Source organism: Streptomyces sp. NPDC107538 (assembly GCF_055657445.1).
Genome location: NZ_JBVKAY010000004.1, coordinates 247,899 through 270,474 on the forward strand (window position 1 = coordinate 247,899; position 22,576 = coordinate 270,474).

Below are 22,576 nucleotides of genomic sequence, written 5' to 3' on the forward strand. Positions count from 1 at the left end.
CCGGTCCGTCCGCTAACCTCCCCCGTGCACATCAGCCGCACAGCTTTCGGGGGGAGAACGATGGGCGAGGTTCGCGCGGGCGGGCAGTTCCGGCCGTTGGAGGCCGGTGACCCGACGACCGTGGCGAGCTACCGGCTCGCGGCGCGGCTCGGCTCCGGCGGCATGGGCACGGTCTATCTGTCGTACACGCCGGGCGGGCATCCGATCGCGCTGAAGACGATCCGGCCCGAGCTGAGCGAGGACCCCGAGTTCCGCCGCCGGTTCCAGCAGGAAGTGCAGGCCGCCCAGCGGGTGCAGGGCCTCTACACCGCGCCCGTCCTCGACCACGACACCGAGGGCGCGCAGCCCTGGCTGGCCACCGCCTATGTGCCCGGCCCGTCGCTGCACGCGGCGGTCGCCGAGCACGGCGCGCTGCCGCTGGGCTCCGTCCTGCTGCTGCTCGCCGGGGTCGCGGAGGCGCTGTCGGTGATCCACGGCGCGGGCATCGTGCACCGCGATCTGAAGCCCTCCAACGTGCTGCTCGCCGGCGACGGGCCCCGGGTCATCGACTTCGGTATCGCGCGGGCCGCCGACGCCACCGCCCTGACCGGCACCGGCGTCTCCATCGGCACCCCGGCGTTCATGTCGCCGGAGCAGGCGGCCGGGAAGCCGGTCACGCCCGCGTCGGACATCTTCGCGCTCGGCCAGGTCGCCGCGTTCGCGGCCCGCGGCTCCGGCGCGTACGGCGACGGCCCCTCGCACGCGGTGCTGTACCGGATCGTCCACGAGGAGCCCGACCTCAGCGGCCTCCCGGACGAACTCCGGTTCATCGAGCGCTGTCTCGCCAAGGACCCGGCCGACCGGCCCTCCCCCGCCGAGGTAGTCGCCCTCTGCCAGGAGGCGTCGCCGACCCCGCTGGTGCAGTCGGGCTCCTGGCTGCCGGAGGCGATCGGCGCGGACATCACCCGGCGGGTGTCGGCCTCGGCGGACCTGCTGGCCGAGCGGAACAAGGCGGCCGAGGCCGCCACCTCCGCGACCCTGCCCCCGCCGCCCACCGCGCCGGTGACCCAGCCGAGTTCGCCGTCCGTGGGCCCCGCCTCGCCGACGATGCACGCGGCGCCGACCATGCACTCCGGGCCGAGGACCCCAGCCCCGCCGGGACCCGTGGGCCCGCCGTCGACGCCGTACCACCCGCAGCCGGGGCCTTCGGGGCCGCACACGGTACCGACCGGGCACCACGCGCCGTATCCGCAGCCGGGCGGCTGGCAGCAGCCGCACCCGCAGGGACATCCGCAAGGGCACCCGCAAGGGCACCCGCGTCCGCTGCCCCTGCCGCCGCCGCGGAGCAACGTCGGCAAGTGGATCGGGATCGGCGTCGCGGTGGTGTTCGGGCTGGGGCTGCTCGGCAGTTGCGCGACCTTCGTGAAGGGCCTCACGGAGTCGTCGAGCGGTTCGTCGAGCAGTTCCTCCAGCGGCTCGGTCGGCGGCACGTCCGGCGGTTCGGGCGGCAGCTCCGCCGAGTCCAAACCGAAGGCCGACCCCAAGCCGGTCACCTTCAAGGGCGTCAACATCCCCGGCAACTACTACGTGCGCTTCGCGGACTCCCCGCCCAAGCCGCTCGACAGCGAGCTGGGTGTGTCGTACGAGGACGACGGGGACTTCTACTACTACTCGGACTCACTGTTCGGGGAGAAGAAGGTGGGCAGCAGCAGCGAGAAGCTGGTCCTGCTGAACAACTCCCAGAAGGGTTCCCTCGAAACCTGCCGGAACGAGACGCGCTACACGGCCTCCGTCCAACTCGGCCAGGTCTCCAAGGGCTCCCAGATGTGCGTGCGCACCAACTCCGGCCACATGGGCCTGGTCACCTTCCAGGGCTCGGCGGCGAGCGGCGACCCCAGCGACTACGTCTCGGTGGACATCACGGTGTGGCGCAACGCGGAGGAACCGGTCACCGAGAACTGACGGGCCGGCGAACTGACGGGATGACGGGCCGACAGGCTGGCGAACTGACGGACCGTCAGCCGCTCGGCTCCAGCTCCCAGATCAGCACCTCGACCGGGCCGGAGACAGCGACCAGCTCCAGCCCCTTCTCGTCCTCCGCCCGCACCGAGTCCCCCGGCTCCAGCTCGTACGGCCCGAGCCGTACGACACCCCGGACGACATGCGCGTACGCCCGCGCCGCGTCCGGCACGGCGGTCCGCTCCCCCGCCGTGCCCAGCCGCCGTACGTGCAGCAGGGCGCCCGCCTCGGGGACGGCGTACGGGGTGGAGTCGGCGATGCCCCGGACGATCTCGTACGCCGGGTCGCCGCCCGGGTCCAGCGGGGCCAGCCACATCTGCACGAAGGTGAGCGGCCCGGAGCCGTCGTTGCGCTCGACGTGCCGCACCCCGCCGGCCGAGCTGAGCCGCTGCACGTCACCGGCCCGGACGACCGTCTCGTGCCCGGCGGTGTCGCGATGGGTCAGCTCGCCCTGGACGACCCAGGTGACGATCTCGGTATGGCTGTGCGGATGCTCGTCGAACCCGGCCCCGGGCGCGAGCCGCTCCTCGTTGCAGGCGATCACCGCACCGAACCGCAGATTGTCGGGGTCGTAGTGCGCCCCGAAGGAGAAGGCATGCAGGGAGGCGATCCCGGCCGCCGGATCCCCACCCGGATAGCGCGCCCCGGCGCGCCGTACATCCATCACCCGCCCACGGTAGCCCGCTGAACCCCTCCCAACCCCTCCGAAGCCCCCAGTGCCGGTCCCTTCTCCAGCCCGGCCCGGTCGCACCACCCAGCCGTCCGACACCACCCAGACCGGCCCGGCACCACCCAGCCCGGTCCAGCACCACCCAGCCCGTCCGGCACCACCCAGTCCGGCCCGGCACCACCCAGCCCGTCCGGCGTTTGAGGACGAGGCCGTCCAGGCCGATACGCGGGGGCGCGGGGGCGGCAGCCCCCGGACGGGGCGCACCCCCGGGCGCAGACTCACTCCCGGCCCACACCCCCTCCGGCGCAGGCGAGCGCAGCGATAAGGCAGGCTTGGACCCGTGCCCGAACCCGAAACCAGCAAACCCGAGTCCGCACCGCCCGCCCACCCGCACGTCGCGACGTTGAAGCGGCTGGAGAAGTCGTCCGGGAGCCTCGCCGCGCAGGCCATCGCGCGGATGGACGAGACGCTGCCCTGGTACCGGGCGATGCCGCCCGAGAACCGGTCGTGGATCGGGCTGGTCGCCCAGGCCGGTATCGCCGCGTTCACGGAGTGGTTCCGGCATCCGGACGCCCCGCAGGCCATCTCCACCGACGTCTTCGGGACCGCGCCGCGTGAACTGACCCGGGCGATCACGCTCCGGCAGACCGTGGAGATGGTGCGCACGACCATCGAGGTCATGGAGTCCGCCATCGACGAGGTCGCCGCCCCCGGCGACGAGAGCGTGCTCCGCGAGGCCCTGCTCGTCTACGCGCGGGAGATCGCCTTCGCCACCGCGCAGGTGTACGCGCAGGCCGCCGAGGCACGCGGCGCCTGGGACGCCCGGCTGGAGTCCCTGGTGGTGAACGCGGTGCTCAGCGGCGAGGCCGACGAGGGCGCCGTGAGCCGGGCCGCCGCACTCGGCTGGAACTCCCCCGACCATGTCTGTGTGGTCCTCGGCACCGCCCCGGACGGCGACAGCGAGCTGACCGTGGAGGCCATCCGGCGCGCGGCCCGGCACGCCAAGCTCCAGGTGCTCACCGGTGTGCTGGGCGACCGCCTCGTGGTGATCGCCGGCGGCAGCAACGACCCGTTGCAGGTCGCGAAGTCGCTGATCGGGCCGTATGCGGCGGGGCCGGTGGTGGCCGGGCCGATCGTGCCCGACCTGCTGGCCGCGACCCGGTCCGCGCAGGCGGCGGCGGCCGGACTCAAGGCCTGCTCGGCGTGGCAGGACGCGCCGCGCCCCGTTCTGGCGGACGATCTGCTTCCGGAACGCGCGATCGCCGGTGATCCCAGTGCGCGCGAGCAACTGGTGGAGGAGATCTACAGACCGCTGGAGGAGGCCGGGTCCGCACTTCTGGAGACGCTCAGCGTCTATCTCGAACAGGCATCGAGCCTCGAAGGCGCGGCCCGCATGCTGTTCGTCCACCCCAACACCGTGCGCTACCGGCTTCGACGTGTGACTGACGTCACCGGCTGGTCGCCCTCCGATGTACGCTCTGCCTTCACCTTGCGGATCGCACTGATCCTGGGGCGTCTGGTGGATGGGGAACCCCAGCTCTAGGGTTTTGTCGGAGGGCTACAAAACCCCCTCGTGTTCTTCGTCCCTGTCCTCACGGGCGGCCTGAGCCGTCCCCAAGAGAGAGTGTGAGAGTGCTCGTACTCGTCGCTCCCGGCCAGGGCGCCCAGACGCCCGGCTTCCTGACTCCTTGGCTCGACCTCCCCGGTGCCGCCGACCGCCTCGGCGCGTGGTCGGACGCCATCGGGCTGGACCTCGCCCACTACGGGACCGAGGCCGACGCCGACGCGATCCGCGACACCGCCGTGGCCCAGCCGCTGCTCGTGGCGGCCGGACTGCTGTCCGCCGCCGCCCTCGGAAAGACCGTCCTCGGTGACGTGACCCCCGGCGCGGTCGCCGGGCACAGCGTCGGCGAGATCACCGCCGCCGTGTTCGCCGAGGTCCTGGACGAAACCGCCGCGCTGACCCTCGTACGCAAGCGGGGCCTGGCCATGGCCGAGGCCGCCGCGATCACCGGGACCGGGATGTCCGCGCTGCTCGGCGGCGACCCCGAGGTGACGATTCCGCACCTGGAGAAGCTGGGGCTGACCCCGGCGAACGTGAACGGCGCGGGCCAGATCGTCGCCGCCGGCACCCTGGAGCAGCTGGCCGCCCTGGAGGCGGACAAGCCCGAGGGCGTCCGCCGCGTGGTGGCGCTCAAGGTGGCCGGTGCCTTCCACACGCCCCACATGGCCCCCGCCGTGGAGACCCTCGCCAAGGGCGCCGAGGAACTGACCCCCGGGGACCCGAAGCTCACCTATGTCTCGAACAAGGACGGGCAGGCCGTCGCCACCGGCGCCGAGGTGCTCTCCCGTCTCGTCGGCCAGGTCGCCAACCCGGTCCGCTGGGACCTGTGCATGGAGACCTTCAAGGAGCTGGGCGTGACCGCGCTCGTCGAGGTCTGCCCCGGCGGCACGCTCACCGGTCTCGCCAAGCGCGCCCTGCCGGGCGTGGCGACGGTGGCGCTCAAGACACCCGACGACCTCGACGCCGCTCGCGCGCTCATCGCCGAGCACCAGAACTAGGAGCCCTGGAGCATGTCGAAGATCAGGCCGAGCAAGGGCGCCCCGTACGCACGCATCCTCGGCGTGGGCGGCTACCGCCCGGTCCGGGTGGTGCCCAACGACGTCATCCTGGAGAAGATCGACTCGTCCGACGAGTGGATCCGCTCGCGCTCCGGTATCGAGACCCGGCACTGGGCGAACGACGAGGAGACCGTCGCCGCCATGTCCGTCGAGGCGTCCGGCAAGGCGATCGCCGACGCCGGGATCTCCGCCGAGCAGATCGGCGCGGTCGTCGTCTCCACCGTCTCCCACTTCAGCCAGACCCCGGCCGTCGCCACCGAGATCGCCGACAAGCTCGGTACGGCGAAGGCCGCCGCCTTCGACATCTCGGCCGGCTGCGCGGGCTTCGGTTACGGCCTGACCCTCGCCAAGGGCATGGTCGTCGAGGGCTCCGCGGAGTACGTCCTCGTCATCGGTGTCGAGCGGCTGTCGGACCTGACCGACCTGGAGGACCGGGCCACGGCCTTCCTCTTCGGCGACGGTGCCGGCGCGGTCGTCGTCGGCCCCTCCCAGGAGCCGCACATCGGCCCGACGGTGTGGGGTTCCGAGGGCGACAAGTCCGCGACGATCAAGCAGACGATCCCGTGGAACGAGTACCGGGTCGGTGATCTGGAGAAGCTTCCGCTGGACAGCGAGGGCAACGTCAAGTTCCCCGCGATCACGCAGGAGGGCCAGGCGGTGTTCCGCTGGGCCGTGTTCGAGATGGCGAAGGTCGCCCAGCAGGCGCTGGACGCGGCCGGGATCTCCTCGGACGACCTGGACGTCTTCATTCCGCACCAGGCCAACGAGCGGATCATCGACTCGATGGTGAAGACACTCAAGCTGCCGGAGCACGTCACGGTCGCGCGTGACGTGCGCACCACCGGCAACACCTCGGCCGCCTCGATCCCGCTCGCGATGGAGCGGCTCCTGGCGACCGGTGAGGCGAAGAGCGGCGACACCGCGCTCGTCATCGGCTTCGGGGCGGGTCTCGTGTACGCCGCGACGGTCGTTACCCTCCCCTAGGCACCGCTGCCGGATCTTGTGGTCCGGCGCGGGAAAACGCACAACCCGCCGCTGACGCGACGGGCCGCCAACCCTCTGGAAAACTAAGAAGGAGCGCCTGACATGGCCGCCACCCAGGAAGAGATCGTCGCCGGTCTCGCCGACATCGTGAACGAGATCGCCGGCATCCCGGTCGAGGACGTCCAGCTGGACAAGTCCTTCACCGACGACCTGGACGTCGACTCCCTGTCCATGGTCGAGGTCGTCGTCGCCGCCGAAGAGCGCTTCGACGTCAAGATCCCGGACGACGACGTCAAGAACCTCAAGACGGTCGGCGACGCGACCGACTACATCCTCAAGAACCAGGGCTGATCCGGCGGATCGGGTCCGGCCCGATCCCCCGCGGAGCAGTCCGTTTGCCCCGCCACCCGGCGGTGGCGCCGCTGAATCCTCGTAACCGTTGGAGAACATTCCCGTGAGCTCGACCAATCGCACCGTGGTCGTCACCGGTATCGGCGCAACCACACCGCTGGGTGGCGACGCGACTTCCACCTGGGAGGGACTGGTCGCCGGCAGGTCCGGCGTCGGTCCCCTGGAGCAGGAGTGGGCCGCCGACCAGGCGGTCCGTATCGCCGCGCAGATCGCCGTGGAGCCGTCCGAGGTCATCCCCAGGCCGCAGGCCCGCCGCCTGGACCGCTCGGCGCAGTTCGCGCTGATCGCGGCCAAGGAGGCGTGGGCCGACGCCGGTTACGCGGAGACCTCGGCCGACGACGGCACCGTCGACGCGGACCGTGTCGGCGCGGTCATCGCCTCCGGTATCGGTGGTGTGACGACGCTGCTCGACCAGTACGACGTGCTGAAGGAGAAGGGCGTACGCCGTGTCTCCCCGCACACCGTGCCCATGCTGATGCCCAACGGCCCGTCCGCCAACGTCGGTCTGTACGTCGGCGCGCGCGCCGGTGTGCACACCCCGGTCTCCGCCTGCGCGTCGGGCGCCGAGGCCATCGGCTACGCCATCGAGATGATCCGCACCGGCCGCGCCGATGTCGTGATCGCCGGTGGTACCGAGGCCGCCATCCACCCGCTGCCGATCGCCGCGTTCGGCAACATGATGGCGATGTCCAAGAACAACGAGGACCCGCAGGGCGCCTCCCGTCCGTACGACACCGGCCGTGACGGCTTCGTCCTCGGCGAGGGTGCCGGTGTCGTCGTCCTGGAGTCGGCCGAGCACGCGGCGGCGCGGGGTGCCCGGGTCTACGCCGAGGCCGTGGGCCAGGGCATCTCCGCCGACGGCCACGACATCGTGCAGCCGGAGCCGGAGGGGCGGGGCATCGCCCACGCCCTGCAGAACCTGCTGGACCGCACCGATCTGGACCCGGCGGAGATCGTGCACGTCAACGCGCACGGGACGTCGACGCCGGCCGGTGACATCGCCGAGCTGAAGGCGCTGCGGAAGGTGTTCGGTGACGACACCGACCACTTCGCGGTGTCGGCGACGAAGTCGATGACCGGGCATCTGCTCGGTGGCGCCGGTGGTGTCGAGACGGTGGCGACGGTGCTGGCGCTGTACCACCGGGTGGCTCCGCCGACGATCAATGTGAACGACCTGGACCCGGAGGCGGAGGCCAACGCGGACATCGTCCGCGGCGAGGCCCGCAAGCTGCCCGTGGAGGGCCGCATCGCCGCCCTCAACGACTCGTTCGGGTTCGGCGGGCACAACGTGGTGCTGGCGTTCCGGACGGTCTGATTTTCCCGCCGTGAACTGTGAGTGGCCCGTACCCCGGGTTTGGGGACGGGCCACTCGCCGTTGTGCGTCCGTTGTCGGCCGAGTGCCGACCGGTGGGGGCTTGTCGCGCAGTTCCCCGCGCCCCTAAAAGATCGGGGGTTGCCCGGCGGCCCGAAAGGAGCCCTACACCACCTGGTGCAGCCAGCGGACCGGGGCGCCCTCGCCCGCGTATCTGAACGGCTCCAACTCGTCGTCCCAGGGCTTGCCGAGGAGCTTGGAGAGGTCGGACTCCAGGTCGGTCTCGCCTCGTTGGCTGCGGAGCAGGGCCGCTCGGAGGCGGTCCTCGGGGATGAGGATGTCGCCGTGGATGCCGGTGACGGCGTGGAAGATGCCGAGGTCGGGGGTGCAGCTGTAGCGCTCGCCCTCGGCGGTGGCGCAGGGCTCGGCGGTGACCTCGAAGCGGAGGAGGTGCCAGCCGCGCAGCGCGGACGCCAGCTTGGAGGCGGTACCGGCCTGGCCCTGCCAGGAGAACTCGGAGCGCCAGGTGCCCGGGGCGGCCGGCTGCCGGATCCAGTCGAGGTTCACCCGGGTCCCGAGGACACCCGCGACGGCCCACTCGACGTGCGGGCACAGCGCACGCGGCGCGGAGTGCACGTACAGGACTCCACGTGTCGTCACCGGGGCCTCCACAGAGCAGGACGGTTCGCGAATAGACGGATCGGCAGTGGCGACGCGGCCACGTGGCGAGGCTACCGTGCGGCGGGCCAAGGAGTGTGACGTACCGTCGGAGCAAGCGCCAGGATGAACGCGGGTTTCACCCGAGGGGACGCCTGTGCGGATGGAACAGTTGCACCTTCTGTCGCATCGCCCTCGAGGCTTTCCCTCACCGGGAACTCCCGTGCGTTGTCATGGGTGGGAACTGGCACGTGTACGACCGACGAGGGGACCAGGGGATGCGGAAGCGACGCCACCGTTCGAGGGCGGTGTTCGGCGCGGTCTCGGCGGTCGTGTCGGCGGCGGTCCTGCTGGCCGTGACCGGCTGTGACGCCACCGGCGGTGACTCCCCCGGCCCCGAGGGGACGGGTTCGCGGGCCAAGCCCTCCGTGTCGCCCACCCCCGCCTGGGACACCACCCCCGAATCGCTGGTCGCCGTCGGTGACTCCATCACCCGTGGCTTCGACGCGTGCAAGGTGCTCTCCGACTGCCCCGAGGTGTCGTGGGCGACCGGCACCGACGCCTCGGTCGACTCTCTCGCCGTACGGCTGCTGGGCGCGTCCGGCGCGGCGTCGCGGAGCTGGAACTACGCGGTGACCGGGGCCCGGATGGCCGACCTGCCGAGTCAGGTGGCGCGGGCGGTGACGCGTAAGCCCGAGTTGGTCACGGTGATGGTCGGCGCGAACGACGCGTGCCGTGCGACCGCCGCCGACATGACGCCGGTCGCCGACTTCCGCTCCGACTTCGAGGACTCGATGGCCACCCTGCGGGACTCCCTGCCGAAGGCGCAGGTGTTCGTGGCGAGCGTGCCGGATCTGAAGCGGCTGTGGTCCGAGGGCCGCAAGAGTCCGATGGGCAAGCAGGTCTGGAAGCTGGGCATCTGCCCGTCCATGCTGGCCGACCCCGACGCGCTGACCACGGCCGCCGGGGAGCGGCGGGACGCCGTCCAGGACCGGGTGGAGGCGTACAACGACGTCCTGCGCGAGGTGTGCGAGAAGGACCGCCACTGCCGGTACGACGAGGACGCCGTCTTCGACTACCGCTTCGGGCAGACCCAGCTCAGCCAGTGGGACTGGTTCCATCCGAGCGTGAACGGGCAGGCACGGCTGGCGGAGATCGCCTACCGGATCGTCAGCGCCAAGGAGTCGTGACCTAGGGTTCCGCGCATGAGCGAACTTTTCGGCACACTTTCCGACGGCACGCCCGTTCACCGGTGGACGCTGGAGCGGGGCGGCACCCGGGTGCGGATTCTGACGTACGGCGGGATCGTGCAGTCCGTGGAGCTGCCCGACCGGGACGGGCGCGTGGCGGACGTGGTGCTGGGGTTCGCCGATCTCGACGGGTACCTGCGGAATCCGGGGCCGTTCTTCGGCGCGCTCATCGGCCGGTACGCCAACCGGATCGCCCAGGGGCGGTTCACGCTCGACGGGCGGGTGTACGAGTTGGCGCGCAACAACCCGCCGAACTCCCTGCACGGGGGTCCGCTCGGCTATGACAAGCGGGTGTGGGAGGCGGAGGGTGTCGGCGGCGGCGCCGGGGTGCGGCTGTCGCGGGTGAGCCCGGACGGGGAGGAGGGCTTCCCCGGGCGGCTGGAGGTGTCCGCGACGTACACGCTGGACGAGGACGGCAGTGCCCTGCGGATCGCGTACGAGGCGGTCACCGACGCGCCGACCGTCGTGAACCTCACCAATCACTCGTACTGGAATCTCGCGGGGGCCGGCAGTGGGAGCGCGGGTGGGCATGAGCTGCGGATCGCCGCGTCGCGGGTGACGCCGGTGGACGCGTCGCTGATTCCGACGGGTGAGCTGGCGGGGGTGGAGGGGAGCCGGTTCGACTTCCGGTCGGCGCGGAAGGTGGGGAGTGCGTACGACCACAACTTCGTGCTGGACAAGGGGGTCACGGCCAGTGCGGAGGTGGTTGCCGAGCTGTGGGAGGCGGGGGCGGGGCGGGTGTTGAGCGTGGCTACGACCGAGCCGGGGATGCAGCTTTATACGGCGGATCATCTGGAGGGGGCTTTTGGGCCCGGGGACGGGGTCGCGTTGGAGACGCAGCACTTTCCGGATTCGCCGAACCGGCCGCGGTTTCCCAGTACGGAGTTGCGGCCGGGCGGCGTGTATCGGTCGGAGACGGTTTATGGGTTCGGGGTGCGTTCGTAGTCTGTCGGGTGCGGGTGGGTGGGGCTTCTCGCGCCCACGCGGCGGAGCCGCATATCGACACAGCCCCGCGCCCCTAATAAAGATGGGGTGCCCTACGCCTGGATCCGTGCCGTGACGCGGAGGTCTGCCAGGGAGTGGGCTGCCGTCAGCTCGTACGAACCGCTCATGTATGTCCATGAGTTGGTCGTCTCGTCCCAGATCTCGAAGGCTCGGGGCGGGAGTTGGACGGTGGCCTCCTTCGTCTCGCCCGGGGCTGCCTCGATCGTCGTGAAGGCTGCCAGCCAGCGGGGTGGGCGGTTGGCGTCCGGGGTCGTGGGGGCCAGGTAGAGCTGGATGGTTTCGCGGCCCTCGCGGGTGCCGGAGTTGCGGATCCGTACCGTCGCCGTCGTGCCGGTGATGTCGAGGGACTCGTAGGTCCAGTCGGTGTAGCCGAGGCCGTGGCCGAAGGGGTAGGTGGGGGTCCGCCCCTCCTTGGCCCAGGCTCGGTAGCCGATGAACACGTCCTCGTCGTAGAGGAGTTCACCGGAGGCGGGGGTGACCCGGGTGACGGGGGCGTCGGTCAGGGTGCCCCAGGTGGTGGGGAGGCGGCCGCCGGGCTCGTGGGTGCCGGTGAGAACGTCGGCGAGGGCGGCGCCGCCCTCCTGGCCGGGGAACCAGGTGAGGAGGACGGCGGCGACGTCGTCGCGCCAGGGGAGTTCCACCGGGGAGCCCGAGTTGACGATCACGATCGTGTCGGGGTTGGCGGCGGCCACCGCGCGGACCAGGTCGTTCTGGCGGCCGGGGAGATGGAGGTCCTTGCGGTCGAAGCCCTCGGACTCGACACGGTCGGTGGTGGCGACCACCACGACGGCCGTGTCGGCGGCGCGGGCGGCCTCGACGGCCTCGGCGATCAGCTCGTCGGGGTCGCGCTGCGGCTCCTGGTGGCACAGGGAGAAGGCGAGCATCGTGATCGGGGCGTCGACGGGCAGGTCCACGACGTGGGTGAGGGAGACCTGCACCGGTGTGCCCTCGGTGAGTTCGACGCGGGCCCGGGGGACGGGGGCGCCGAAGAACGACACGAAGGGATCGTCCGTGTCGGTGGTGTGGACGTCGTCGAAGTGGGTCGTGCCGTCGACGGTGAGGGTGTAGGCGCCGAGGCCCTTGATGCCGAAGGTGTGCGTGCCGCTCGCGCGCGGGACGAGGGTGCCGGTCACCTCGACGGTGTGCAGGGTGGTGTGGGTGACGCCGTCGGGGAGGTCCGAGCCCATCCACTGGATGTGGCCGTTGGGGGCGGAGCCGGTGCCGATGACCGTGCCGGAGCTGTCACGGCAGACGGCTCGGAGGGTGAATCCCCGGTCGGCGACGGCGAGTTCCTCGTTGGGGTCCGCGCCGACGGCGTAGGTCAGGGTGCCTTCGGGGAGGGCGGCGGTGAGGCCGTCGAGGGGGGAGACGATCCGGGAGGGGAAGACGGTGGCGGAGCCGCCGCCGAGGACACGGGCGTCGCGGGCGGCGGCGCCGATCAGGGCCACCGTGGCGCCCGGCTTCAGGGGCAGGGCCGCCCGGCCGTCCCGGACCTCGTTGCGGACCAGGACGAAGGAGCGGCGGGCGATCTCGCGGGCCAGGGTCTCGCCGTCGACGGGGGCCGGGAGTTCGGTGACCACCGGGTCGGCGCCCTCCAGGATGCCGACGCGGGCGGCCAGGCGCAGGACGCGGCGGACCGCCTCGTCGACCTCGGTCTCCTCGATCTCGCCGGCGCGGACGGCGGTGGCGAGGGCCTCGCCGTAGACGGTGACGGGGCCGGGCATGGCGACGTCGAGGCCGCCGGTGAGGGCGTCGGTCGTCGAGCGGGCGGCCAGCCAGTCGGAGACGTTGAAGCCGTCGAAGCCCCACTCGCCGCGCAGGACCTCGTTCACGAGGTAGCGGTGTTCGGTCATGGTGGTGCCGTTGACCTGGTTGTAGGCGGTCATGATGCCCCAGGGGTGGGCGTTGGCCACGATCGCCTCGAAGGGGGCCAGGTACAGCTCGCGCAGGGCGCGCTCGGAGACCAGGTTGTTCACGGTGAAGCGGTCGGTCTCGGCGTCGTTGGCGACGAAGTGCTTGACCGTGGTGCCGACGCCGCCCGACTGGACGCCGGTCACATAGCCCGAGCCGATCTCGCCGGTGAGGTACGGGTCCTCGCTGTAGGCCTCGAAGTGGCGGCCGCCGAGCGGGGAGCGGTGCAGGTTGACCGTGGGGGCGAGGAGGACGTGGACGCCCTTGCGGCGGGCCTCCTGGGCCAGCAACACCCCTGCGCGGCGCGCGAGTTCGGGGTCCCAGGTGGCGGCGAGGGCGGTCGGGGAGGGCAGGGCGACGGAGGGGTCGTCGGAGGTCCAGCGCACCCCGCGTACCCCGATCGGGCCGTCGGACATGACGAGGGAGGCCAGGCCGATCTCGGGGAGCGCGGGCAGGGTCCACATGTCCTGGCCGGAGAGCAGCCTCGCCTTGGCGTCGAGGTCCAGCCTGGCGAGGGCCTTCTCCACGGCCGCTTCGCGGGCCTCGTCGGCCGGGGTGGGGTTGGTGCCCGGGGTTGCCGCCATCGCGGTGCCTCCTCGTCGAGTCCGTACTGTCCGCTGTCCGTGCTGTCCGTGCTGCCTCCCCATCGTGCATGCATTACCTGTAGAGCGGTAGGTTTCGTTATCTTGCCGTTATATTATGGGCGGATGGATGGGGTCGGATGCCGTACGGTTTTCGGCATGAGCGGTACCAGCGGGACCAGGGGCGTCCGGAGTGCGGAGCGGCGCGAGGAGATCGTGCTGGCGGCCCTGGAGGTGATCGCCGAGCGCGGCTACCGGGGGGCGAGCCTGGCCTCGGTCGCCGAGCGCGTCGGGCTCACCCAGCAGGGGCTGCTGCACTACTTCCCGACCAAGGACGCGCTGCTCGTCGCCGTCCTGGAGGAGCGGGACCGGTGGGACGCCGTGCCCGACAGCCCGCTGCGGCTCGACCTGCTGGGCTCCCTGGTCGAGTACAACGCCATGCGGCCCGGCATCGTCCAGACCTTCTCCGCGCTGCTCGGCGAGAGCGTCACCGAGGGGCACCCCGCACGGGACTTCTTCACACGGCGGTACGGGCGGGTGCGGGGGGCCATGGCCGAGGTGCTGCGCGCCGAGTACGGCGACCGGCTGCCGAGCGGGCTCACCCCGGAGCGGGCGGCGCCGCTGCTGGTGGCCGTGATGGACGGGTTGCAGTACCAGTGGCTGCTGGATCCGGCGGGCGTGGACATGGCGGAGGCGTTCCGTGACTTCCTGGCCCTGCTGGGAGAGGACACGGACTGACATCAGCGTTCCGCCGGCACGGCCGAGTCAGCGTTCCGCCGGTACGGCCGCCACGACCTCCACTTCCACCTGGGCCTCCGGCCTGAAGAGCTTCGGAACCTCCATGGTCATGCTGGTCGGGGGTGTGCCCGGGAGGAACCGGCGGCGTACGGCGCCGTACTCCTGGAGCTTGGTGATGTCGGTGAGGTAGGTGCGGATGTTGACGATGTCGGCGAGGGTCGCGCCGTGGGCCGCGAGGAGGGCGGCGATGGTCTCGAAGACGCCTCGGCTCTGCTCGGCCAGGGTGTCGCCCTCGGCGATCTGGCCGGAGAGGTACAACAGGGCGCTGCCGTCGGCCAGTTGGATGCGGGCGACCTGGGAGTAGTACGGGCTGAGGGGCTGGGGCGCGGAGGGCGGGTTGCCGAGGGTGATCTCCATGGATTCGACGGTAGAGCCGCCGGAGCGATGCGACCAGCGAATGTCTAGCATGGCCGGCATGCTCACATCGCATGGCTCACCGGGGGCGGAGGGCGGCGACGTGCCCGATCTCTCCGCCTTCTGGCTGCGGGTCTTCCTGGAGGTGGCGCGGCACGGGTCGTTCACCGTGGCCGCGCGGTCGCTGGGGTGGACCCAGTCGGCTGTGTCGCGTCAAGTCGCCTCGCTGGAGGGGGCGTTGGGCGGATCGGCGCTCTTCGACCGGCTGCCGCGCGGGGTACGGCTCACAGAGGCGGGGCGGGCCCTCGTCCCGCATGCCGAAGCCGTCGTGGAGCGACTGGGGCGGGCGGAGCGGGAGTTGACCGCACTGCGCGAGGCGGCGGGCGGGCGGCTGCGGATCGGCGCCTTCGCCACGGCGGACGCGGCGCTCGTGCCGTACGCGATGGCCGCGTTCCGCGTCCGGCACCCGGGGGTGCGGCTGACCCGGGAGGAGGGCTTCACCCCCGCGCTGCTGGCTCAACTCGACGCCGGGGAGCTGGACTTGGCGATCGTGTCGACGACCGGGCGGGCACCCCTGGACGCGTACGACCTCCATCACCTCCTCGACGAGTCCCTGTACGTCGCCGTCGCCGCCAGTCATCCGCTGGCGGGCCGGAGTGCGGTTCGGCTCCCCCAACTAGCCGACGCCGACTGGATATCCGGCGACGCCCGGCCCGAGGGGACCCTCCTCGACGCGGCGCTGCGGCACGGCTTCCGGCCGCGGGTCGCGCATGTCGTCGTGGAGTGGATCGCCAAGCTGGGGTATGTGGCGGCCGGGCTCGGGGTCACCCTGGTGCCCGCGCTCGCCGCCGGGTCCGTGCGGCCGGACGTCGTGCTGGTGCCGGTGGTGGACGAGGAGGCGCCGGGGCGGGTGGTGTACGCGGCGACGGCTCGTGGGGTGGCCCCCACGCCCGCCGCGCACGCGTTCCTGGGGGCGCTGCGGGAGGCCGCGGCGCGCATTCCGGTGGCGCGGGGTGGGGTCGGCTGAGCCGGGGGTGTCCTGCCCCCTCGCGGCGCGCGGCATGGCGTAGGCCCCTTCCGTCACGCGATACTGCCGCCGTCCGGAGCGACACCCCCACGGTACGAACAGCGACGGAAGGAACCGAACTCCCTTGACTTCCCTACTGACTTCCCGGCGAGGGCGCGGAGCGACGACGGGGCTGGCGGTCCTGTTGGCCGGTCTCTGCGTCTCCGGCTCGCCCGCTTCCGCCTCGCCCCCGGCCGGTACGGCGGCGGCCCCCACCGTCGAGGAGCAGCGGCTCGATCGGGCCGTGCCGCAGGAGATTCTGCGGCGGTCCGGATTCGATGTCGTGGCACCGGAGTTCGCGCGGGCGCTGGACGGGGCGCGGTCGTACGCGCAGGCCGAGCGGATCGTCGTACGGCAGGGGGCGCGGTTGTGGACGCGGGCCGTGGACCGGGTGCAGGGGCGGGGGCCGGCGGGCGGGGATCTGAGCCGGGACGACGACCGGCCGTTGTACTGGGCTCGGTTGGGGATGACGCGGGAAGTGCGGGGGTGGGAGCCGGAGTTCGGGCTAAGTGACCGTCAGAGAGCTGATTTGATAGGTGCGTTGGAGCGGACTTCGCGTGGGCAGGACTCCCTGCGGTACCCGAAGGGTGGCGTGAAGCGGGTGCTCGTCACCGGGTTCGATCCGTTCACGCTGGACCGGGACGTGCGGATCTCCAATCCGTCCGGGGCGACGGCCCTCGCGCTCGACGGGACGGTGATCAGGACCGCCGACGGGCTCGCCCGCGTCGAGACCGCCGTGTTCCCCGTCCGCTGGCAGGACTTCGCGGAGGGGACGGTCGAGCGCACGCTGCGGGGGAAGCTGCCCCAGGTGGATCTCTTCGCGACCGTCAGCCAGGGCCGGGTGGGCCGTTTCGACGTCGAGCGGACCAACGGGGCCTGGCGCGGCGGCTTCGGCGACAACGACAACATCGGCGTCACCGGGACCGTCCCGGTGACCGACCCCGCCACCCAGCCCCAGTGGACGTCCACGACGCTGCCGTACGCGGATATCGTCGCCGCGAACACCGGCCGCTTCCCGGTGTACGACAACACGAGCGTGACCGAGATCCCGGCGGGCGGCACGGCCGCGGTGGTCCGGCCGGACGGACCGACCCCGGGGTCGACCGCGCGGGCCGGGGGCGGCGGCGACTACCTCTCCAACGAGATCGCCTACCGGGCGACCCTGCTGCGCGACCGACTGGGGCTCGGCGCCGGCCTGCCGGGCGGGCATGTGCACACGCCGGTCCTGCAGTTCGGGGCGGGCAACACCGATCCGGTGACCGGGGCGGTGACCGATCCCGAGTTCGTACGGAACCGGTTGGACATCGTGGCCCAGGTGCGGGAGATCGTGCGGGTGGGGCTGGAGGCCTCGGCGGGTACCGAGGCGGGGTCCGGGGCGGGGTCCGCGGCGGGCTCCTCGGGTGACGCCTCCGTCAGTGCGACGGGGCGAACGCGAGGCTGATGCCGAGGCCGGCCAGGACGGAACCGATGGCCTTGTTCAGGACCTTCTGGCCGCGCAGCATCACGGCACGCATCCGGTCGTGCGAGAAGAACACAGCGACGACACCGAACCACAGCAGGTGGGCGAGGGCCATGAACAGGCCGTAGCCCGCCTGCTGGACCAGCGGTGTGCCGGGGCTGACGACCTGGGCGAACGTCGAGACGACGAAGAGGGTCGTCTTCGGGTTGAGGACGTTCGTCAGGAAGCCGGTGCGCAGGGCGGCGAGCGGGGTCACGGTCGCCGTCGTCTCCGCCAGGTCCACGGTGACCTCGTCGCGGGTGCGGAAGGTACGGACGCCGATGTAGACGAGGTAGGCCGCGCCGACCAGCTTGATCACCGTGAACAGGAAGGTGGAGGAGGCGATCAGCAGGCCCACGCCGAGCATCGTGTAGGTGACGTGCACGAGGACACCGGCCGCGACGCCGGTCGCGGAGAGCAGGCCGGTCGTACGGCCGTAGAGGTAGCTGTTGCGGATCACCATGGCGAAGTCGGCGCCGGGGGCGATGACCGCGAGGGCGGTGATGACCGCGACGGCGAGGATCTCGTTCACGCGCCGATCTCCGGCTTGCCGAACGCGGGCGGGGTGGCGGGGTGGTTGGGCGCGGGGTGGGTGGCGGCGGGGACGCGGTTGCGCTCGTCCTCGTCGGTGGTCTCCTCGCCCAGCAGGTCGCGGGCCATGAGGGTGGCGCCCGCGACCGCGCCCGGCATCAGGAACACGGCGACGAACGGCACCAGGAAGGCGAGGCCCAGCGGGGTGCCGAAGCCCCAGATCAGCGTCTTGCGGGAGCGGAGGAGGGCGAGGCGGTCGCGGAGTTGCACGCCGCGGCGCTGGAGGGCGACGGCGGTCAGTTCCTCGGTGAGGAAGAAGCCGGTCACGAAGAAGCCGATCACCGGGACGACGGTCTGGCCGATGAACGGGACGAAGCCGAGGCCGAAGAGCAGGACGGCCCAGACGAGCGCCCGTGCGAGGACGCGGAGGCTGTCCCGGGCCGAGATCCACAGCTCCCGCCACAGCGGCAGGTCGGACTCGGGTGCGGTGCCGTCCGGGGAGACGTCGCGGTCGACCTTCTCCGAGAGGTTCTCGTAGAAGGGCTGGCCGATGAGGAGCGTGACGGCGGTGAAGGTGATCACCGCGAGGGCCAGGGCGAGGGCGAACAGGACGGCGGTGAGCAGGCCGCGGAAGAGGCCCAGCCAGGGGCTGGACCAGTCGTCGGCGAAGGGGGTGGCCCAGGTGACGAAGTCCGGGCCCCAGGCGGCCAGGGCCACGAGGGCGGCTATGTAGAGGACGAGGGTGATGAGGCCCGGGATCAGGCCGAAGCCGTACTGCTTCCCGTGCCTGGCCACCCATCGTTGGCCCTGGACGAGGTACTGGAAACCCACCCCTAGATCGCGCATGGGGCGAACTTTATCGTTCGGCCACTTTGCGCAGGAGAGCTCGGGGGGTGGGGTTGGTGGGCGGCTGCGGGTTGTGTGTGGTTGCTCGCGCAGTTCCCCGCGCCCCTTTAGGGCCTGCGGCCCTTTAGGGCGCGAATACCCCCTCTGCTGTGAAGGCCTGGGCCGCGAAGCGTTCTCCGATGAGGTGGTGGGTTTCGGCGTCGGGGTGGAGGTCGTCCGGGAGGGGGTGGGTGGGGGCGTCCGGCTCGCCGTAGAGGGTGAGGCCGTCGAGGTGGTGGAGGTGGGGGTCTTCCGGGGTGCGCTGGGCCACGATCGCCTTGAGCTCGTCGCGGATGAGGCGGAGGGTGAGTTTGCCGGGGGTGGGGTCGTCCGGGTCGCCCATGGCGCGGAAGCGGAGGCGGCCCTCGGTGAGGTCGGTGAAGTCGGGGGCGCTGGGGCCGGGGGTGTCCTCGTGGATGGGGCAGAGGATCGGGGAGACTACGAGCAGCGGGGTGGTGGGGTGGCCGTCGCGGATCGTGTCGAGGAAGCCGTGGACGGCCGAGGTGAAGGCGCGCAGCCGCATCACGTCGTGGTTGACGAGGTTGATGCCGATCTTGACGCTGATCAGGTCGGCGGGGGTGTCGCGCATGGCACGGGCGGTGAAGGGGTCGAGGAGGGCGCTGCCGCCGAGGCCCAGGTTGATGAGGTCGACCCCGGCCAGGGAGGCCGCGTGGGCGGGCCAGATGGCGGTGGGACTCGCCGCGTCGGAGCCATGGCTGATGGAGCTGCCGTGGTGCAGCCAGACCCGGCGGCCCCGGTCGGTGACCGGTTCGACGGGGGCGTCGGTGCGCAGGGCGAGAAGTTCGGTGGTCTCGTTGTGCGGGAGCCAGATCTCGACGGTCTTGAGGGTGTCGGGGAGGTCCGTGAAGGTCACGGTGCCGGGTGGCCCCGGCCGGTGCTCCGCCGTTCCGGCCGTCATGTCGACGGTGATGATGTTGCCGTCCGGCACGCTCGCCTGGGCGGTCAGGCTGCCGTCGACCACGAGGTCGTAGAGGCCGTCCGGGCGGGGCGGGGCGCCGACGTAGGTCCGTTTGGTACGCAGGGCGTCGAGTTCGATCGTGGTGGCGCGGGTGCGGAAGAGCAGACGTACGCCGGAGGGCTGGGACTCGACCATGGCGAGCTGGGGGTCGGTGCACTGGGCGCGGGCCCTGGCCGGGAGACGGTGCGGCAGGACGCCGCCGCGCTCGGTGTGTTCCAGCTCCAGGGCGCCGCGCAGGAGGTCGGCGGTGAGGGGGGTGGAGATGGACGTGGTGCCGGGCGTGGTGCTGGACGTGGTGGCGGGGGTGGTGGTCCGGTGCGGGTTCGTGGGCATGGCTCAACCTGACGATCGGTGGGGGGCGGACGGGGGCGGACGGGGCGGTTGCTGCGGTCAACCGGTCGGCGCCGCAGGCCAGTTGCGCAGCAGGGCGTCGAGGGCGTCGAGGACGCGGTCCCAGCTCTGCTGCGAGTCGGGGGCGCTGTGGCTGAAGCCGCCGGACGCCTCCAGGCTGACGTAGCCGTGGAAGACGCTGCCGAGGAGCCGGACGGCGTGGGTCTGGTCCGGCTCGGTGAGGTCGTAGCCGCGCAGGATCGCCCTGGTCATCTGTGAGTGCCGGGCGCCCGCGCTGGCCGCTGCCGCCGCCGGGTCCAGTCTCAGCTGGGCCGCCGCGTACCGGCCGGGGTGTGCGCGGGCGTAGTCGCGGTACACGTTCCCGAGCGCCGCGAGCGCGTCCTTCCCGGCCCGGCCGGCGAGTGCGGTGGCGCCCCGGTCGGCCAGTTCCTCCAGGGCCAGCAGGGCGATCCGGGTCTTCAGGTCCTGGGAGTTCCGCACATGCGAGTACAGGCTCGCGACCTTCACCTCGAAGCGCCGGGCCAACTCGGAGACGGTCACCTCGTCGAAGCCGATCTCATCGGCCAACTCCGCGCCCGCCCGGGCCAGTCGCTCCGGGGTGAGGCCTGCGCGCGCCATGGTCATCCTCTCGTTCGGACGCGTCGATTATGCAGTTTCCTAAAAGTGTTAGGCAACTGGGATTACCTATTAGGCATCGGAGGCTTCCAGGCTGCGGAAGAAGTCCGCCATCTCCTTGGCGAGGGGGGCGTAGCGGGTGATCAGCGCTGCGGCCGTGTCCGGGATTCCGGTGGGGCGCTCGCCCTGGGCGTATCGGCGGTTGTAGTCCTGGTGGCGGTCGTAGAAGGCCGTCTCTCGCGGGGCGCAGGCCCGGTCCGCGGTCGCGGCACCGGGCGGTCGCCCAGCCACTCGTGGACGGCCAGCTCCCGCCAGCGAAGCCGGGCCGCCGATGGCACCGACGCCGTATCGGCAGGAGAGGGGCAGTTCGAACAGGTTCGCCGTGGATTGACATCCTCCCCCTCTTAAAAGAGGGGGATTCCAACCCAGGTGGGCTGAGGTTCACGGACGCTCGACCGCTTGGTGGGCGGTGTCGTCCCTCCGGCACCGGCTGTGCGCCGGGGGCGGGGGATCCCGCCCTGTCCTGCCGCGACGTTGATTGCTGCGTTGGTGTCCGCGTTGCAGCTGAAGCCGCAGGAGGAACAGACGAACCCGGCTTGGCTCTTGCGCGAGTTCTTGTCGATCCATCCACAGACACTGCACCGCAGACTTGTGTAGGGGGCGGGCACGTCTTCGACCCGGCCGGGGGCCTTGTGCTCGGTGCGCTGGCGCAGCAGACCCCAGCCCTGGGCGAGGATTGCCCGGTTCAGGCCCGACTTCTGCGCCACGTTCCTGCCGGGCTGCTCCACAGTTCCCTTCGCCGAGCGGGTCATGTTCTTGATGTTCAGTTTCTCGAACCGGATCAGGTCATAGGAGCGGGCGAGCATGGTGCTGGTCTTCTCGCACCAGTCCTTGCGCCGGTTCACCTCCCGTGCCTTGAGTCTGGCCACGTTCGCGTGGTCGGCTGCCTTTTGGGGGCTGTCTTTCTTTGCCCGGGCCGCGCGCCGCTGGTGTTTGCGGATCTGGGCGCGTTCCTTGACCGTGAACTGGGGGCAGTTCAGTGTCCGGCCGTCGGAGAGGGCGGCAGTGATGGTGACACCCCGGTCGATGCCGATCACCGTCTCCGTGCCGGGCGCCGGGGCCGGATCAGGGATGACGGCGAAGGCGATGTGCCACTGCCCGTTGCGGAAGGTGACCCGGAACGTCTTCGCGGCGGGCAACTTCGCACCCTTGCCCTTTGCGCTGAGGCGGAAGCGGACCCAGCCGCAGCCTGGCACCCTGACCTGCGCCCACCGCCGGTTGAGCCTGTGCACGACCACTGAGCGGCCCAGGACCTGCCTGCCGGTCTTCGCGTTCAGCTTCGCCGACCCATCCGCCTGATGTTCCGGAACGCGGACGGTGCCGATGACCCGGAAACCCTCGTGCACACGTTTCCTGCGCCAGGTCGGCTCACCGAACCCGGACGCGAACCGGGCGTTCTTGGCCTGGGCGAAGTCCTTCAACGCCTGCTGCTGTACGTCCGCGTTCCCCGAGCCCAGCCATTCGTTCTCCCGCCGGGCCTCGGTGAGCTGACGACACTGCTCCGCGAAACCAGGCGGACGCTTACGCCACCGCTGCCAGTGATCGTGCTGCTCGACAGCGAGATTCCACACGTACCGCGCGTGCGCGCAGTGCGTGAGCATCTGCTCAGCCTGCGCGGGCGACGGATACATCCGGAAACGTGACATGCCACGAACCTAGACACCCCGTTCCCCACCTGCGCACGCCTTCGATCAACATCACCCGTGAGAGTGACCGACACGCCCTCGCCTTTCAAGGCAACCCCGACCACAGGGACCTCAACGTATCGGCGCCACGAACGGCTTGAGGCCGCCCCCACCGCATTCTCCCGAGAGACGCCGAATCGTACTGACAGCGATTCGGCTCCCCCTGCTCCGCTACGCGGGAGTGGGCATTCCCCCGCCCCTGAAGGGCCAAGCGCCCTGCCCGACAAGCAAGGTAGGCGGTCAGACCGGCGGTTGGGAGAGATCATCACTGATGCCTGACACCCGAGGACCGCAGCCGCCGACGGTCCCCGGCCGTCGGTTCTACGCCTCCGATTCCCGGCCGTCGATTCTCG

Annotated in this window: 21 protein-coding genes; 11 read left to right on the top strand and 10 right to left on the bottom strand. The window is 71.4% G+C overall.

Going from position 1 to position 22,576, the window contains the following annotated elements; genetic code table 11:
- The first annotated feature begins 60 nt into the window (after positions 1–60).
- On the top strand, positions 61–1,941 hold the full coding sequence (locus ACZ7MG_RS15600) for a serine/threonine-protein kinase (RefSeq protein ID WP_471380278.1): 1,881 nt from the start codon (positions 61–63) through the stop codon (positions 1,939–1,941).
- Between the two features lie 55 nt (positions 1,942–1,996).
- On the opposite strand, the gene ACZ7MG_RS15605 is transcribed toward ACZ7MG_RS15600, so the two are convergent.
- Positions 1,997–2,662 (bottom strand): pirin family protein, encoded by a 666-nt coding sequence (locus ACZ7MG_RS15605; RefSeq protein WP_471380564.1) that lies wholly within the window; start codon positions 2,660–2,662, stop codon positions 1,997–1,999.
- A 346-nt stretch (positions 2,663–3,008) separates the two neighbouring features.
- Between ACZ7MG_RS15605 and fasR the strand changes: the two genes are divergently transcribed.
- The 5 genes from fasR to ACZ7MG_RS15630 all read left to right on the top strand — a co-directional run bounded on the left by fasR (position 3,009) and on the right by ACZ7MG_RS15630 (position 8,000).
- On the top strand, positions 3,009–4,211 hold the full coding sequence (gene fasR, locus ACZ7MG_RS15610; RefSeq protein WP_471380276.1) for a fatty acid biosynthesis transcriptional regulator FasR: 1,203 nt from the start codon (positions 3,009–3,011) through the stop codon (positions 4,209–4,211).
- Positions 4,212–4,300: 89 nt separating this feature from the next.
- Positions 4,301–5,230, top strand: a complete 930-nt coding sequence (locus ACZ7MG_RS15615) for an ACP S-malonyltransferase (protein WP_471380274.1) — start codon at positions 4,301–4,303, stop codon at positions 5,228–5,230.
- Positions 5,231–5,242: 12 nt separating this feature from the next.
- Positions 5,243–6,274, top strand: a complete 1,032-nt coding sequence (locus ACZ7MG_RS15620; RefSeq protein WP_471380272.1) for a beta-ketoacyl-ACP synthase 3 — start codon at positions 5,243–5,245, stop codon at positions 6,272–6,274.
- A gap of 102 nt (positions 6,275–6,376) precedes the next feature.
- Positions 6,377–6,625 (top strand): acyl carrier protein, encoded by a 249-nt coding sequence (locus ACZ7MG_RS15625; protein WP_286257020.1) that lies wholly within the window; start codon positions 6,377–6,379, stop codon positions 6,623–6,625.
- 103 nt (positions 6,626–6,728) lie between these two features.
- Positions 6,729–8,000 carry a beta-ketoacyl-[acyl-carrier-protein] synthase family protein gene (locus ACZ7MG_RS15630; protein WP_471380271.1) on the top strand — a complete coding sequence of 424 codons (1,272 nt, stop codon included), beginning with the start codon at positions 6,729–6,731 and terminating at the stop codon, positions 7,998–8,000.
- Between the two features lie 162 nt (positions 8,001–8,162).
- Here the strand turns inward: ACZ7MG_RS15630 and ACZ7MG_RS15635 are convergent, their stop codons facing one another.
- Positions 8,163–8,657, bottom strand: a complete 495-nt coding sequence (locus tag ACZ7MG_RS15635; RefSeq protein WP_319099823.1) for a DUF3145 domain-containing protein — start codon at positions 8,655–8,657, stop codon at positions 8,163–8,165.
- A gap of 275 nt (positions 8,658–8,932) precedes the next feature.
- Here ACZ7MG_RS15635 and ACZ7MG_RS15640 point away from each other — a divergent pair, with 275 nt between their 5' ends.
- On the top strand, positions 8,933–9,844 hold the full coding sequence (locus tag ACZ7MG_RS15640) for an SGNH/GDSL hydrolase family protein (protein WP_471380270.1): 912 nt from the start codon (positions 8,933–8,935) through the stop codon (positions 9,842–9,844).
- A 15-nt stretch (positions 9,845–9,859) separates the two neighbouring features.
- The gene (locus ACZ7MG_RS15645) at positions 9,860–10,849 is read left to right on the top strand and encodes an aldose epimerase family protein (protein WP_471380268.1); all 990 of its coding nucleotides are present in this window, start codon (positions 9,860–9,862) and stop codon (positions 10,847–10,849) included.
- Between the two features lie 92 nt (positions 10,850–10,941).
- Here ACZ7MG_RS15645 and ACZ7MG_RS15650 read toward each other — a convergent pair whose 3' ends face one another.
- Positions 10,942–13,404 (bottom strand): beta-glucosidase, encoded by a 2,463-nt coding sequence (locus tag ACZ7MG_RS15650; RefSeq protein WP_471380267.1) that lies wholly within the window; start codon positions 13,402–13,404, stop codon positions 10,942–10,944.
- A 156-nt stretch (positions 13,405–13,560) separates the two neighbouring features.
- On the opposite strand from ACZ7MG_RS15650, the gene ACZ7MG_RS15655 reads away from it, so the two are divergent.
- Positions 13,561–14,139 (top strand): TetR/AcrR family transcriptional regulator, encoded by a 579-nt coding sequence (locus tag ACZ7MG_RS15655; protein ID WP_471380266.1) that lies wholly within the window; start codon positions 13,561–13,563, stop codon positions 14,137–14,139.
- A gap of 27 nt (positions 14,140–14,166) precedes the next feature.
- On the opposite strand, the gene ACZ7MG_RS15660 is transcribed toward ACZ7MG_RS15655, so the two are convergent.
- Positions 14,167–14,556: a RidA family protein gene (locus ACZ7MG_RS15660; protein WP_471380264.1), complete on the bottom strand. Its 390-nt coding sequence runs from the start codon at positions 14,554–14,556 to the stop codon at positions 14,167–14,169.
- A gap of 49 nt (positions 14,557–14,605) precedes the next feature.
- Here ACZ7MG_RS15660 and ACZ7MG_RS15665 point away from each other — a divergent pair, with 49 nt between their 5' ends.
- Both ACZ7MG_RS15665 and ACZ7MG_RS15670 read left to right on the top strand, forming a co-directional pair.
- Positions 14,606–15,580 carry a LysR family transcriptional regulator gene (locus ACZ7MG_RS15665; protein WP_471380263.1) on the top strand — a complete coding sequence of 325 codons (975 nt, stop codon included), beginning with the start codon at positions 14,606–14,608 and terminating at the stop codon, positions 15,578–15,580.
- A 124-nt stretch (positions 15,581–15,704) separates the two neighbouring features.
- The gene (locus ACZ7MG_RS15670; protein ID WP_471380261.1) at positions 15,705–17,060 is read left to right on the top strand and encodes a pyroglutamyl peptidase; all 1,356 of its coding nucleotides are present in this window, start codon (positions 15,705–15,707) and stop codon (positions 17,058–17,060) included.
- Here ACZ7MG_RS15670 and ACZ7MG_RS15675 read toward each other — a convergent pair.
- The 6 genes from ACZ7MG_RS15675 to ACZ7MG_RS15700 form a co-directional block, all read right to left on the bottom strand.
- Entirely contained in the window at positions 17,032–17,649 is a 618-nt protein-coding gene (locus tag ACZ7MG_RS15675; RefSeq protein ID WP_471380260.1) for a LysE family transporter, read from the bottom strand. The genes ACZ7MG_RS15670 and ACZ7MG_RS15675 overlap by 29 nt on opposite strands.
- Positions 17,646–18,494 carry an EI24 domain-containing protein gene (locus ACZ7MG_RS15680; protein ID WP_471380259.1) on the bottom strand — a complete coding sequence of 283 codons (849 nt, stop codon included), beginning with the start codon at positions 18,492–18,494 and terminating at the stop codon, positions 17,646–17,648. Before ACZ7MG_RS15680 ends, ACZ7MG_RS15675 begins: the two co-directional genes overlap by 4 nt.
- A 124-nt stretch (positions 18,495–18,618) precedes the next feature.
- Positions 18,619–19,845 (bottom strand): SGNH/GDSL hydrolase family protein, encoded by a 1,227-nt coding sequence (locus tag ACZ7MG_RS15685; RefSeq protein WP_471380257.1) that lies wholly within the window; start codon positions 19,843–19,845, stop codon positions 18,619–18,621.
- Between the two features lie 57 nt (positions 19,846–19,902).
- Positions 19,903–20,481 (bottom strand): TetR/AcrR family transcriptional regulator, encoded by a 579-nt coding sequence (locus ACZ7MG_RS15690; protein WP_471380256.1) that lies wholly within the window; start codon positions 20,479–20,481, stop codon positions 19,903–19,905.
- Positions 20,482–20,550: 69 nt separating this feature from the next.
- On the bottom strand, positions 20,551–20,769 hold the full coding sequence (locus ACZ7MG_RS15695) for a hypothetical protein (RefSeq protein WP_471380255.1): 219 nt from the start codon (positions 20,767–20,769) through the stop codon (positions 20,551–20,553).
- Positions 20,770–20,882: 113 nt separating this feature from the next.
- Entirely contained in the window at positions 20,883–22,184 is a 1,302-nt protein-coding gene (locus ACZ7MG_RS15700) for an RNA-guided endonuclease InsQ/TnpB family protein (RefSeq protein WP_471380254.1), read from the bottom strand.
- Between the last annotated feature and the right edge of the window lie 392 nt (positions 22,185–22,576).